The 13,044-nt window shown below is 72.2% G+C and carries 9 protein-coding genes and 2 tRNA genes; 5 read left to right on the forward strand and 6 right to left on the reverse strand.

The window, feature by feature from the left end; all coding sequences use genetic code 11:
* Nucleotides 1-180 precede the first annotated feature (180 nt).
* The 4 genes from J2S44_RS10730 to J2S44_RS10745 all read right to left on the reverse strand — a co-directional run bounded on the left by J2S44_RS10730 (nucleotide 181) and on the right by J2S44_RS10745 (nucleotide 5,081).
* On the reverse strand, nucleotides 181-1,500 hold the full coding sequence (locus J2S44_RS10730) for an AAA family ATPase (protein ID WP_310411461.1): 1,320 nt from the start codon (nucleotides 1,498-1,500) through the stop codon (nucleotides 181-183).
* Nucleotides 1,497-3,026 (reverse strand): hypothetical protein, encoded by a 1,530-nt coding sequence (locus J2S44_RS10735; protein WP_310411464.1) that lies wholly within the window; start codon nucleotides 3,024-3,026, stop codon nucleotides 1,497-1,499. Before J2S44_RS10735 ends, J2S44_RS10730 begins: the two co-directional genes overlap by 4 nt.
* A complete protein-coding gene (locus tag J2S44_RS10740; protein WP_310411466.1) occupies nucleotides 3,023-4,111 on the reverse strand; it encodes a hypothetical protein in 1,089 nt (362 codons plus the stop codon). The genes J2S44_RS10735 and J2S44_RS10740 overlap by 4 nt, the downstream gene beginning before the upstream one ends.
* Nucleotides 4,112-4,208: 97 nt before the next feature.
* Nucleotides 4,209-5,081, reverse strand: a complete 873-nt coding sequence (locus tag J2S44_RS10745) for an alpha/beta hydrolase family protein (RefSeq protein ID WP_374727830.1) — start codon at nucleotides 5,079-5,081, stop codon at nucleotides 4,209-4,211.
* A 154-nt stretch (nucleotides 5,082-5,235) separates the two neighbouring features.
* Here J2S44_RS10745 and J2S44_RS10750 point away from each other — a divergent pair, with 154 nt between their 5' ends.
* Nucleotides 5,236-5,865 carry a sugar O-acetyltransferase gene (locus J2S44_RS10750; RefSeq protein ID WP_310411468.1) on the forward strand — a complete coding sequence of 210 codons (630 nt, stop codon included), beginning with the start codon at nucleotides 5,236-5,238 and terminating at the stop codon, nucleotides 5,863-5,865.
* A gap of 138 nt (nucleotides 5,866-6,003) precedes the next feature.
* Here J2S44_RS10750 and J2S44_RS10755 read toward each other — a convergent pair whose 3' ends face one another.
* The gene (locus J2S44_RS10755; protein ID WP_310411471.1) at nucleotides 6,004-8,280 is read right to left on the reverse strand and encodes a putative bifunctional diguanylate cyclase/phosphodiesterase; all 2,277 of its coding nucleotides are present in this window, start codon (nucleotides 8,278-8,280) and stop codon (nucleotides 6,004-6,006) included.
* An 89-nt stretch (nucleotides 8,281-8,369) separates the two neighbouring features.
* Between J2S44_RS10755 and J2S44_RS10760 the strand changes: the two genes are divergently transcribed.
* Nucleotides 8,370-9,392, forward strand: coding sequence for a YihY/virulence factor BrkB family protein (locus tag J2S44_RS10760; RefSeq protein ID WP_310411474.1), 1,023 nt, complete (start codon nucleotides 8,370-8,372; stop codon nucleotides 9,390-9,392).
* A gap of 61 nt (nucleotides 9,393-9,453) precedes the next feature.
* Here the strand turns inward: J2S44_RS10760 and J2S44_RS10765 are convergent, their stop codons facing one another.
* The gene (locus J2S44_RS10765) at nucleotides 9,454-9,783 is read right to left on the reverse strand and encodes a hypothetical protein (RefSeq protein WP_310411477.1); all 330 of its coding nucleotides are present in this window, start codon (nucleotides 9,781-9,783) and stop codon (nucleotides 9,454-9,456) included.
* A 251-nt stretch (nucleotides 9,784-10,034) separates the two neighbouring features.
* Between J2S44_RS10765 and J2S44_RS10770 the strand changes: the two genes are divergently transcribed.
* The 3 genes from J2S44_RS10770 (at nucleotide 10,035) to J2S44_RS10780 (ending at nucleotide 12,717) form a co-directional block, all read left to right on the forward strand.
* Nucleotides 10,035-10,107, forward strand: a tRNA-Asn gene (locus J2S44_RS10770).
* Nucleotides 10,108-10,434: 327 nt separating this feature from the next.
* Nucleotides 10,435-12,537: an MMPL family transporter gene (locus tag J2S44_RS10775; protein ID WP_310411481.1), complete on the forward strand. Its 2,103-nt coding sequence runs from the start codon at nucleotides 10,435-10,437 to the stop codon at nucleotides 12,535-12,537.
* A gap of 106 nt (nucleotides 12,538-12,643) precedes the next feature.
* A tRNA-Ile gene (locus J2S44_RS10780) sits at nucleotides 12,644-12,717 on the forward strand.
* The last annotated feature ends 327 nt before the right edge of the window (nucleotides 12,718-13,044 follow it).

A 13,044-nucleotide genomic window follows, 5' to 3' on the forward strand; every position in this document is an offset into this window, starting at 1 on the left:
AAAGTGTGCCGGGACCGATCGCGGACCCCATGGCAGGCTACAGGCCCGGCCCGGCTCGCGCTTTTCCCCGTATGCCCCTAAACCCGGACATTTCCGGCTTTTCCCAGGAGCCCGGAACGGAGAAACATCCACGACCACGACTTGACCCGCGACGCACACTCTGTGACGCCGGTCATAGGGTCAGCGCGGTGCGATCACCCGGTGCGCGGTGAGGTGGGCCAGGATGGAGTGGTTGGCCTCCCAGCCGTCCGGGAACTTGACCGGGACGTTGAGGTGCACCGGATCGGTCGACGGGTGCGCGTCCAGCAGGTCCGGGATGCCGGCCCGGGCCACCACGATGCAGGCGTGCCGATGCCGGGACGTGAGCACGCACAACCGGCCGGACTCCAGGTGGAACGCGGTGGCGTCGCGGCGGCCGGAGAGCGGGTGCAGCACCACCGTCACGTCGTACTCGCGGCCCTGCAGGCGGTTCGCGGTGTCCACAGTGATCGTCTCGCCGGGCGTGCCGCGCAGCAGGTTGCGGATGACCGCGGCCTGGTCGCGATGCGCGGTGCCGATCGCGATCCGGCTCGCGTCGACCGGCGCGCCGTCCCGGGAGCGTTCGGAGACCGCGATCGCACCGGCCTCCAGCACCCGCAGCGCGAGCGCGGCACACGCGGCCGCGGCCTCCCCGTCGGTGCGCAGCGTGTGCCGGGCCGGCAGCTCGTAGAGCGCCCAGCCGGTCGCGGCGGCCTGCGCCACGGCCGCGCCGACCGGATCCGCGCCGGACCCGGTGTCCAGCACCAGCGAACGGTCGCCCGGTGACGTGCCCGCGCGGAAGCCGGTGAACGGGTAGAACGCGGGCGCGACCACCTCGGCCGCGGACGGGGGCAGCCGCCAGGAGACCGGCAGCCGGTGGACCGGCAGGTCCGGGTTGTGGCGGAGCAGCACGGACACCGCGCTGAGCATCGGGTCCCAGGTCAGGCCGGTCCAGCGAGCGGACTCCACGGTGGAGAACGGGTCGAGCTGGCCGGGGTCGCCGACGAACAGCGCGCGGGAGAACCTGGACGCCACGCGCAGCAGCGCGTCCGAGCGCATCTGGTAGGCCTCGTCCACGATCGCCCAGGCCCAGGAGCCGTCGCCGACCGTGGCCCACTTCGCGGCCGTGGCGATGATCACCGAGCCCTGGCCGACATCGCCGATCTTGGCACCGACCGTGACCGACCGGTGCTGCGCGACGCGCTCGGACGCCCGGTAGTCACCGGCCGACAGGCGCCCGATCGGCAGCTCCGGCGCGGCGGTGGCGAGCCGGTCGATCAGGTCGTCGACCTGCTCGTTCGTCTGCGCGATGACGATCAGCTGCTCGCCCGCCGCGGCCAGCACCTGGGCGGCCCGGACCACCAGCGTGGACTTGCCGGCGCCGGGCGGTGAGTCCACCACCACGCCGCGGTGCGCACCGGTGCCGAGATCGGCCAGGACCGCGTCGACGACCGCGTTGGCCGCCGTTCCCGGTGACGTCACGACCAGTCCTCCGCGGCCGCGTGGTCGCCCTGGTCGAGCGGGTCGTCCGCGATCGAGTACTGCGGCGGGCCGCCGTGCGTCCACGGCGTCTCCTCGCGGGACGGGAACGTGCCGGGCGGCGCGTAGCCGAGGCTGAGGCTGGTGTAGCAGATCCGCTCGCCCACCTCGGGCACGCTGCCGGGCGGCGCGGTGAGCCCGCGGCCCATGCCGCCGGACAGCTCCAGCACCACCTCGGTCTTGTCGCCCTCCTCGACCGGCGTCACGAAGATCACCCGCGCCCGCTGCGCCTGACGGGACGGCGAGACCAGCGTGGTGCCCTCGGTGAACAGCACCGGGTCCGTGGTGACGACCTGGATGCGCGGGCGCAGCACCGGGCGCTTGCCGGTGTCGTCGACCCGGGTCGGCGCGGAGAGCGTCACCTCGCCGACGAACGCCTCGCCGCCGAGCCGGTGCTCCGCCATGATCAGCGGGTCGTCGAACGCGCGCTCGATCGCGTAGGACTGACCGGCGCGCTCCAGCTTGTGCAGCCGGGTGGCGGCCGCGACCGCGCCGTCCCGCCGGGCCTGCGGCGCGCCGCCGCCCTGGACGTAGAGCGAGAAGTCGCTGAACACGTCGCGGTCCTGCGCCCAGCGGCCGTCCACCGACGCGCCCGGCGGCATCGCCCGCATCACCCGCAGGCCGCGCCACATCAGTTCCCAGGTCGGCGCCAGCTGGCCGTGCAGCAGCTCCGTCAACTGCCGGTACGCCGCGCGCTCCGCCTCCGGGTCGTCCGCCTCGGTCGCGGCCCGGTAGACGTCCATCGCGGGACCGAGCACGTCGTTGTCGAAGCCGGGGTCAGTGGCCGGGCCGGCCGGCGGGCACACCTCCGGGTCCTCGGCGAGCCGGGCGGCCGCGGCGCCGGTGGTGCCGGGCGGGGGCGCGATCCAGTTGACCAGCGAGCCCAGGTGCGCGTCCTCGTGGCCGCTCTGGCCCGTGGCCCAGTGCGCGGCGAGCAGGTCGGTCAGCGACAGCAGCATCGACGACCCGGGCTGCTCGGCCCGGTCCGCGAAGAACGTCAGCCACCGGCCCAGCAGCGGTACGTTCGGGTGCACCGGATAGTCGCCGTCCGTGCGCCGGAACCGGGTGGACCGGCCGAACAGCCGGATGAAGCCGATGCCGGCCGGTGCGGGCACGATGATCTGCGGCGCCTCCAGGTAGCGGTAGCGCACGTCCCGCTTGCGGTCGGTGGGCACCGCCTCGGTCGCGCCGCAGAAGCCCTCCACGTAGGGCAGCAGGATGTCGGCGAGCCGGGCCGCGAAGTCGAAGCGCTGCCCACGGTCCCGCGGCTGCGGCACGATCAGCAGCTCCGGCCGGTCCTCCTCGGTGCCGACCATGGCGGCCAGCGGCGCGTTCGCCTCACCGGCCATGGTCAGCGGGATGAACACCAGCGGCAGGTCGGAGAGGTACGCGTGCCGTACCGTGGCGATCGGTTGTGCTCGGCCCGCCGCGACCGCCTGCGCCTTGGCCAGCGCGGTGAGCGTGCTCACGGCACGAGCTCCGCGCGGAGCCGATAGGCGGCCTGGAGCATCGCGGCGGCCTCGGCCTGCTCCGGCTCCGGCTCGATCCGGCCGCTGGCCAGCGCCAGCACGGTCTGCACGTCCTCGATGCCGCCCAGTTCCTCGCGCACCGACCGGCCCAGCACCGCGGTGGACGTGCGCGCCTCGCTGCGGCAGAAGAAGGACAGCTCGCAGGTGGCCAGGCAGTCCGGCGCGTACCGGGCGGGCACGGCCGCGACGTCCGCGGCCAGGGCGGCCGGGTCGCGGGCGGGCTCACCGTCGTCGCCGGCCGCCAGGTCGAACGAGATGCCGTCCGGCAGCGTGTCCAGCAGCTGGTCGATGCGGGCCATCCGGGACAGCTGGCGGCGCAGCACGGAGAGCTGGCGGCGGACGTCGATCATGCTGGCGATCGGCTGGTTGGAGAAGTCCTTCGGGCAGACCAGCAGCACCTCGTGCGAGACGGACTCCGGGTCGCGGCCGGCCTCGGCGAGCGCCTCGCGCAGCGCCAGCACGTAGACCGCGGCCTGGGTGGCCGCGGCCGACACCTTGCCCGGGTCGGCCTGCTCGTCGATCACCGGGAACGACTTGATCTCCACGATGTGGTAGCGGTCGTCGAGCTGGAACGCGACCAGGTCCGGCTCCAGGTAGACGCGCCGGCCGGCCACCTCGAGACGCAGCATCGGGTGGTCGAGCAGCGTGTCCGGGTTGTCGCGCAGGGCCTCGAGGGTGCGCGCGTACCGCTCCTCGTTCGAGGCCTTCGGCCCACCGGACAGGTCCAGATATTTCGGGACGTCGACGCCGAGGAGGCCGACGAGTTCCGCGCCCTCGTTCGCCTTCAGCCGCGCCTCGAACACGTTGCCGCGCACGATCGCGAACGACGACTGGCCGAAGCGGCCGGGGAAGCCGATGTGCTCCGCGACCCTCATCTTGTCCACACCGGCGCCGTCCAGGACCGCGCGCCGGGTGCAGCCGGGATTGCCGGTGAGCGCCGCGATCGTGCGCGCGTTGTGCCGGCGGGGGGCCACCGGGCCGCGGAGCCGGGCGAGCCGGGCGTCTGGCGTGCTGGTCTGCGCCATCCGAGCAAGGTACAACCTTGCGGCGGGAAAACCAGGAAGAGGCGCGGCGTGTCGCACAAATGTACGGCACGCCACGCCTATAACGTGATATTTCGGTTTAGAAGGGGCAGGTGCTCCGGTACTCCTCGACGCGCAGGCTCACGCCGGGGCCCGGGCAGAGGAATCGCGTGTACCGGGTGTCGTCGTCCACCCAGCGCTTCAGCCAGGCGATGCTGTGCTTCGCGATCGTGGTGTCCGCCGAGTTCGGCGTGAAGTGGGTGGCCCCGTTCAGCTCCAGGTACGCCTTGTCCGCCGACGACGGCAGCCCGCTGTAGAACGGCTCCGAGTGCGTGGCGACCGGCGCGACCGTGTCCCCGTCCGCGCCGATCACCAGCGTGGGGACCCGTACCGTCGAGAAGGTCTTGGTGGTGTTCCAGCCGGTCAGCGGGATCGCCGCCTGCAGGGCCGGACGGCTGCGCGCCGCCTCCAGCGAGCCGCCGCCGCCCATCGAGTGCCCCATCACCGCGACCCGCGACCCGTCGATCCGGCCCCGCACCGCGCTGGAGGCGGTCAGGTAGTCCGCGGCCGCCAGCAGCTGCCGCCCACGCGAGTCGGGCTGGTCCAGCGTGGTGAGCGTGTCGATGGTGAACACCACGAAGCCCTGCGAGGCCAGCCGCGGCCCGAGCCAGGCGATGCTCGACTGGTACGCGGTGAACCCGGGCGAGACGACGACCGCGCCGAACGTACCCTCGGCCGTGCTCGTCGGGTAGTAGACGGTGCCGCCGCCGAACCCGCTCACCAGCAGCGAGGACACGCTGATCTGCGCGGTTGCGAACGGCCCGCGCACCGCCTCCACGCTCGCGTTCGTCGGGTCCGGTCCCCGCTCGTACGGACTGTCGGCCGCCGCGGACGCCGGCCCGGCACCGGCGAGGAGCCCGCCGGTCAGCACGAGCGCGAGAACCGCCGCGCTCAGAAATCGTGGCTTGTGCACGTCGCTGTACTCCCTGCCTCGATGACGTCGATGGACATCGATCAGAGTGCGCCCGGCGGCCGCTCCGCGAATCGGCTGAATCACCTGTCTCACCCACGCCTCCGACTTTGATCTAGGTTGTGAACTGCGAAGATCGCCGAGTCGAGGGGACGTCATGGACGCGCGCGAACGCGAGGTACGCCGCCGGATCGCGAGCCAGGAGCTCTACCGGGACGCCGACCCCGGCCTGGCCGGGCTGGAGGAGGAGCGGATCCGGGGCAAGGAGCTGGCCGACGACTTCAACCGCACCCGCCCCCGGGACACCGCCGAGCGCGACCGCCTGCTCCGCGAGCTGCTCGGCAGCGTCGGCGCCCGGGTCTGGGTCGAGCCGCCGATCCGCGTCGCCTACGGCCGGCACACGCACCTGGGCGACGACGTCTACGTGAACGTCAACCTGACGGTGATCGACGACGGCGAGGTCTTCGTCGGCGACCGGGTGATGTTCGCCCCCAACGTGACGATCACCGCGACCGGTCACCCGGTGCACCCGGAGCTGCGCCGCGACGGCACCCAGTTCTCCGCGCCGGTCCGCATCGAGGACGACGTCTGGATCGGCGCCGGCGTCACCGTCCTTCCCGGCGTGACGATCGGCCGCGGTGCCGTCGTCGCCGCCGGCGCCGTGGTCACCGCGAACGTCCCCCCGATGGTGGTCGCCGGCGGCGTCCCGGCCCGCGTCCTGCGCCCGATCACCGACGCCGACCGCGACTGGGCCTACCGCCCGCCCCGGACCCTGCCCCGGCCGTAGTGCGCCGGGCCGGCCGGCGGCGAGGGACCCGCCGCCGGCACGCCGGAACCGGCAGGGAGGAGCCCCGGCGACGACCGGTGCCCGCGGGAGCGAGCCCGAAGCGACCGGGCCGGGAGCGGGAATGTCGAATGTCGCTCGTCAGACCTTCGCCGCCAGCAGCGGCAGCACGTCCGCGGCCGGAACGGGACGGGACAGCAGGTAGCCCTGGAGGAGGTCGCAGCCGAGGTCGCGCAGCGCGGCGCGCTGGAACGGCTCCTCGACGCCCTCGGCGATCGTGGCCATGCCGCAGGACCGGGCCAGCGCGACCAGCGCGGTGACCATGTCCCGCCCGCGCGGCGTGCCGAGGTCCGCGACGAACAGCTTGTCGATCTTCAGGAACTCGACGTGGAAGCGGCTCAGCCGGGCCAGCGACGAGTAGCCGGTGCCGAAGTCGTCGATGGCGAGGTCGATGCCGAGGGACTGGACGCGGCGGATCGCGGCCAGCACGTGGTCCCGGTCGTCGTCCATCAGCGCGGTCTCGGTGATCTCGACGACCAGGTTCTCCCCGGCCAGGTTCCAGCGGGTGAGCGCATCGACGAGGCGGTCCGGGAGGCCCGGGTCGCCGAGCTCGGCCGCGCCGATGTTGACCGTCACCTTGAGCGTGCGCCGGGCACCCGCGTCGATCCACGACCGCAGGCCGGACAGCGCCCGGTCGAGCATGACCGACGTGATGCGGCGGCTCAGGTGGGCACGTTCGGCGATCGCGATGAAGCGGTCCGGGCGGATCGGCCCACGGGTCGGGTGGGTCCAGCGGGCGAGCGCCTCGAAGCCGCGGATCTCGCCGGTCGCCGCGTCGCAGATCGGCTGGTACGCCGCGTCCAGCCCGCCGGTGTCGAGCGCGGTGACCAGGTCGGCGCGCAGCTCCAGCTCCTCGGACGTGGTGTGGTGCATGCCCGGGTTGAACAGCTGGACGTTGTTCTTGCCGGCGCGCTTGACCGCGTACATGGCGATGTCCGCGTCGCGGAGCACCTCCATCGCGTCGCGCGGGTCCCCCGCGGCCACCTCGACCAGGCCGACGGAGGCACCGAGCGCGATGCGCCGGCCGTCGAGCTCGAACGGCTCCTGGAACGTGTCCAGCATGCGCCGGGCGAGCGCCCTGGGGTCGCCGTCGAAATCCTCGAGGAGTACGGCGAACTCGTCGCCGCCGAGCCGGACCACGGTGTCGTCGCGCCGGAGCACGCCGGTCAGCCGGCCCGCGACCGTGGTCAGCACGGTGTCGCCGGCGACGTGCCCGAGGCTGTCGTTGACCTCCTTGAAGTCGTCCAGGTCGAGGAAGATCAGGCTGAGCCGGGTGGGCGGCGCCGGCAGCAGCTCGCGCAGGCGCGCGGTGAGCTTGGCGCGGTTGCCGAGCCCGGTGAGCGAGTCGTGGGTGGCCTCGTGGCGCAGCACGCTCTCGCTGCCGGCCAGCCGGCGCAGCAGCAGCCGGTTCTCGCCGAGCACCACCACCTGGCGGATCAGCACGGCCGCGAAGAGCACGACGAGACCCAGGTTCGCCGGCCCGTCCGGCCGGTTGCCGGCCCCGAGCTGGACGCCGCAGAAGACCGCGGTCGGCAGGATCGGCAGGTACGGCCCGTAGATCGCGAACCGGGTGCCGGCGACCGGCTCCAGGCGCGGGACGTCGCCGCCGCGGTAGGCGAGCGCGGCCATCGCGAAGAGCGCGAACGCCAGCGTCCAGAGGCCGGAGTCGATCGCGTCGAACGGGTGCCCCCGGTGCAGCACCGTGTAGGTGAACGCGGTGTCCGCCAGCATGATCGTGACCAGCGACGCCATCACCAGCAGCGGGCCGCGCCGCCGGCCGGCCGGGAACTCGGTGACCACGAGCACGGCCCAGAAGATCAACAGAACCATGTCGCCGAGTACGTAGGTGAGGCCGAACGCGACGTCGAGCCGGTCCGGCCCGGCGCGGTTCCAGATCTCGTCGAAGAAGGTGCCCCAGACCACGATGAACACGGCCGCGGCCGCGACCACGCCGTCCAGGGCCATCCGCAGCCGGGCCCGGACGCCGACGGCCCGGGACGTGGTCCACACGGCCGCGAACATCAGCCCGAAGAACGCCAGCCGGACGACGGTGACCAGCGGCGACGGCTCCGGTGACGCGCGGTCGACCAGGTGGTGCCAGATCCAGCTGACCGGGCCGAGCGACCAGGCGGCGCACGCGGCGCCCTGCAGGTACCAGGAGATCCGGCTGAGGCGCTGCGAGGCGCGGCCGGCCGCGCGCAGGCAGAGCACCGCCGCGGTCACCGACGTCGCGAGCGTGAGCAGCGACGCCAGGCCACGGCCGAGCGCGCCGCCGGCCTCGGGGACCGCGCCGGCGACCAGCGCGACGGCGAACACGGCGAACACGGCGGCCGGAGCGGCTCGCGGGGTCCGGATCATGCCGCACCGGTCGGCACCCGCCCGGCCGGGGTTAGATTTTCGCTGCTCAGGGCAGTCAGAGGGGAGGTACGCGGAGAGGGAGGACGGCGATGTCGCTATTGCACCGGCACGGTAACGACGCAAAGACGGACAAAGACGATGAGCAGGGTACGAAGCCGGCGGACAAATCGCCCGCGTCGCCCGAGGAGGGACCGGACAGCCCGGCCCAGCTGAGCGGAAACTCGCTGTGGAACGCGGTCAAGCGCACGGTGACGGAATTCCAGGACGACAACCTGACGGACTGGGCCGCCGCGCTGACCTACTACGGCGTGCTGTCGATCTTCCCCGGCCTGCTGGTGCTCGCCGCGGTCCTCGGCCTGCTCGGCGACGACACACTCACCCGCGTGGTGGACAGCATCAAGCCCCTGCTGCCGACCGAGACCGGCGACATCCTGGACAGCATGGCGGGTCAGCTCAGCTCCGCCGACACGTCGTCCGGGCTGATCGCGATCCTCGGTCTGGTCGGTGCGTTCTGGTCCGCCTCCGGTTACGTGGGCGCGTTCATGCGCGCGTCCAACTCGATCTACGAGGTCCCGGAGGGCCGCCCGGTCTGGAAGACGCTGCCGATCCGGGTCGGCGTCACCGCGCTGGTCGGCGTCATGCTGGTCGCCTGCGCGGTCATCGTGGTCTTCACCGGCGGCCTGGCCGAGACCGTGGGTTCCGCGATCGGGCTCGGCGACGCCGCGGTCACCACCTGGAACATCGCCAAGTGGCCGGTGCTGCTGGTCATCGTGAGCCTGATGTTCGCGGTGCTCTACTGGGCCTCGCCGAACGCCAAGACCGGCGGGTTCCGCTGGGTCACGCCGGGCGGCATCATGGCGGTGCTGCTCTGGGTGGTCGCCTCGGCCGCGTTCGGGTTCTACGTGGCGAACTTCGGTTCCTACAACAAGACGTACGGCACGCTGGCCGGCATCATCGTCTTCCTGGTCTGGCTGTGGATCTCCAACATCGCGATCCTGCTCGGCGCGGAGTTCGACGCGGAGCTGGAGCGGCGGCGGGCGATCGCGTCCGGGACCCCGGCGGACAAGGAGCCGTTCCTGGAGCTGCGCGACGACCGCAAGGTCAAGAAGTAGGTTTCCCCCGCACATGGCGAAGGCCCCCGGTTCGCACCGGGGGCCTTCTTCCGTACCGCGATCAGAAGGTGGAGTTGCTGCTGCGGGAGCCGGCGAACGTGTCGTCGGTCGCCGTGATCGAGGAGGTGGGGGTGGTCGTGGAGCTGGTCGACGTGGTGGTGTTCGTCGTCGACAGCTTCTCGCCGATCTTGCTGTGCGCCAGCTTGTCCTTGCCCTCGCTGTACAGCCGGTTCGCCTGCGCCTGTGCGACGCCGGCGGCCTCCTGCACGGTCGGGTGGTCCAGGACCTTGCGGGCCTGCACCCGCAGCTCCTCGTACTTCTCCCGGCCGGCGCGGGCGCCCAGGACGAACCCCGCGGCCAGCCCGCCGATGAACAGAAGCTTTCCGCGCATGGTGGCGGCTCCTCTCGTGCCTTGACGCAGCGCTACCTGGAGGCAGCACTGTCGCGCCTGTCGTGTGTTGCTGCCGGGGTACGTACCCATCCTGCCCCTGAGCCATGCCCCCGTGTGCGGTAGTCACTGAAATGTCCGAAAACTCGGCACGACCGGGTCGGGTAACCCGGTGGCAGAACCCCCCAGGTGGTCATGTAAGGTTGTTCCCGTCGCCAGGGAGCGGAGAGATCCGAGGCCCGAGCGGTGCACGATCCCCTGTAGCTCAATTGGCAGAGCAGCCGGCTGTTAACCGGCAGGTTATTGGTTCGAGTCCAATCGGGGGAGCAAGAATACAGAGGCCACTACGCCCGCGGGCGTAGTGGCCTCTCGCGTGTGCCGCTTCCGGGACCTGATGGTGCCCCGGCGAGCGGTTCCAGGGCTTCGCCTCCGCCGCTCCTTCTTCCGGACCGCTGACGTGTCCCGGATTTCTCCCTCCACCGCCTGACGCGTCTCCGTCGACGTCCGGGGCCGGACGTCCGGGTTTGGGTGCGCTTGGTGGGTTTCGCGGCGCAGGCGCCGCCGGTGTTCCACACTCCGATGAGGCGTGCCGGCTCACGAACCACTACCCTGACGGCTGTTGCGTCGTTTGTTGCGTCGATTTGGGGAGTGGTCATGCGCACCCGAAGTGCCGTCCTGATCGCGGTCGCCGTGGTGCTCGGCTGGCTGGCGATCGCCGGGGTGACCGGGCCCTACTCCGGAAAGCTCAGCGAGGTCTCCACCACGGACAACACCGCGTTCCTGCCGGCCGACGCGGAGGCCACCCGGGCGGCGGACGAGGCCGCCGCCTTCACCGACCGGGCCGCGATCCCGGCCATCGTGGTCTACGAGCGGGACTCCGGCATCACCGCCGAGGACCGGCGGCGCGCCGCCGCGGACCGCGCGGAGCTGGCCGGCCTGGACGGCGTGCTCGGTCCGCTGCCGGACGTGGACGACAGCGACGACGGCAAGGCGCTGCAGCTCGTCGTGCCGGTGGACAACGCCCGGGACGTCAACGAGGTGATCACCGCGGTCCGGGCGGCCGTGCAGTCGCCGGACCTCACCGTCCACGTGGCCGGGCCGGCCGGGCTGCGCGCGGACCTCAAGGAGGTCTTCGGCTCGCTCGACCTGACGCTGCTGCTGGTCACCGCGGGCGTGGTCCTGGTGATCCTGCTGGTCGTCTACCGCAGCCCGGTGCTGTGGATCATCCCGCTGCTGGCCGCCGCGGTCTCGTTCGGGCTGGCCGCGACCGCGGTCTACCTGCTGGCCGACAACGACGTGGTGAAGCTGGACGGACAGGCGCAGGGCATCCTCACCGTGCTGGTCTTCGGCGCGGGCACGGACTACGCGCTGCTGCTGATCGCGCGCTACCGGGAGGAGCTCGGACGCTTCGACCGTACCGTCGACGCGTTGAAGGCCGCGTGGCGCGGCGCCGCGCCCGCGATCGTCGCGTCCGCCGCCACGGTGATCGCGGCCCTGCTCTGCCTGCTCTTCTCCGGCCTGAACTCGAATCGGGCGCTCGGCCCGATCTCCGCGGTCGGCATCGCCGCCACGCTGATCGTGATGCTCACGTTCCTGCCCGCGCTGCTGCTGCTCGGCGGCCGGTGGGCGTTCTGGCCGCGCCGCCCGGTGACCGGCGGCACCGCGACGGAGTCCCGGCTCTGGACCCGGGTGGCCGGCGCGGTCGAGAAGCGGCCGCGCGTCACCTGGATCGGCACCGCGCTCGCGCTCGCCGTCTGCATGCTCGGCCTGTTGCAGGTCGGCAGCACCGGCCTCGGCCAGTCCGACCTGTTCACCGCGGAGACCGACTCGGTGACCGGCCAGGAGGCGCTGGCCCGGCACTTCCCGGGCGGTTCCGGCTCGCCCACCACGATCTTCGTGTCCGCGCCCGCGCTCGGCGCCGTCCAGCAGGCCGTGCAGGCCGTCGCGTCGGTCGACAGCGTGCGCCCGGTCAGCGAGAGCGGCGCGCCGGCCGGCCCGCCCAAGGTCGTCGACGGGCGGGTGCAGTTGCAGGCCACGCTCGCGGACGAGCCGGACAGCGCCGCGGCCGAGGAGACCGTGCGGCAGATCCGGGTGGCCGCGCACGCGGTGCCGGGCGCGAACGCGGTGGTCGGCGGCTACACCGCGGTGCAGCTGGACACGCAGGACGCGAACGAGCGGGACCGCAACGTGATCATCCCGCTGGTGCTGGCCGTGATCGCGGTGATCCTCGCGCTGCTGCTGCGCTCACTGCTGGCGCCGGTGCTGCTGATCGCGACCGTGGTGCTGTCCTTCGGCTCCACGCTCGGCATCTGCGCGCTGATCTTCCGTTACCTGTTCGGCTTCCCCGGCATCGACGCGTCCATCCCGCTGTTCGCGTTCGTGTTCCTGGTGGCGCTCGGCATCGACTACAACATCTTCCTGATGAGCCGGGTCCGCGAGGAGTCGATCGCGCACGGCACCCGGTCCGGCGTGCTGCGCGGGCTGATCGTCACCGGCGGCGTGATCACCTCGGCCGGCGTGGTGCTGGCCGCCACGTTCTCCGCGCTCGCGGTCGTACCGCTGGTCATCCTCGCCGAACTCGGCACCGCGGTCGCGGTCGGCGTGCTGCTGGACACCGTCGTGGTCCGGTCGCTGCTGGTGCCCGCGCTGGTGCACGACCTCGGCGACCGGGTGTGGTGGCCGAGCCGGCTGTCCCGGCGCGCACCGGGCGGCCCGGATGATTCGGCGAAGAAGGACGGCCGGTTGATCTCCGTTTAGCCGATATTCGGCCGATATAGACCTGGTATCGCTTGATCAAAGAAGGCCGGTCCCGGCCGATTGCCGGTGGCCGGGGCACACGCGTACGGGATACGATCCCCGCGCCGGGGCGGTAGCTCAGCCGGTTAGAGCAGGGGACTCATAATCCCTCGGTCGCGGGTTCGAGTCCCGCCCGCCCCACCGCATTCACCTGCGAAAACGTTCATTTCGGGATCGACGCGAATGAACGCTTGAATCGCATTGCGCACCCAGTGTGCCGACGTCACCACCATTTGTGATCATCGAATGATGAGATCCACATCGTCGCGCGCGGTGAGGAGGCCCGCCTTCCCGCCGCTCACGCCGTCCGCGTGATCGAGATCTCAGCCCTCCCCCGTCGGTCCGCACACCGCTCTGACCTGCGGTGGCGTCCGTGTTGCATGATCGGCTCGGCCGCCGGCCCGGGCGATGACCGGCGGCGGCCGGCGACACGGGGAGGAGGACGCATGACGTTCCCAGCCGGAGCGG

It is taken from the genome of Catenuloplanes niger (genome assembly GCF_031458255.1).
Taxonomy (GTDB): domain Bacteria; phylum Actinomycetota; class Actinomycetes; order Mycobacteriales; family Micromonosporaceae; genus Catenuloplanes; species Catenuloplanes niger.

What these genes read in the sequence shown, in the direction of transcription:
- J2S44_RS10740 (WP_310411466.1), bottom strand. Translation starts at nt 4,111, where the DNA reads ATGGCGCAGACCAGCACGCCAGACGCCCGGCTCGCCCGGCTCCGCGGC.
- J2S44_RS10750 (WP_310411468.1), top strand. Translation starts at nt 5,236, where the DNA reads ATGGACGCGCGCGAACGCGAGGTACGCCGCCGGATCGCGAGCCAGGAG.
- J2S44_RS10755 (WP_310411471.1), bottom strand. Translation starts at nt 8,280, where the DNA reads ATGATCCGGACCCCGCGAGCCGCTCCGGCCGCCGTGTTCGCCGTGTTC.
- J2S44_RS10760 (WP_310411474.1), top strand. Translation starts at nt 8,370, where the DNA reads ATGTCGCTATTGCACCGGCACGGTAACGACGCAAAGACGGACAAAGAC.
- J2S44_RS10765 (WP_310411477.1), bottom strand. Translation starts at nt 9,783, where the DNA reads ATGCGCGGAAAGCTTCTGTTCATCGGCGGGCTGGCCGCGGGGTTCGTC.
- J2S44_RS10775 (WP_310411481.1), top strand. Translation starts at nt 10,435, where the DNA reads ATGCGCACCCGAAGTGCCGTCCTGATCGCGGTCGCCGTGGTGCTCGGC.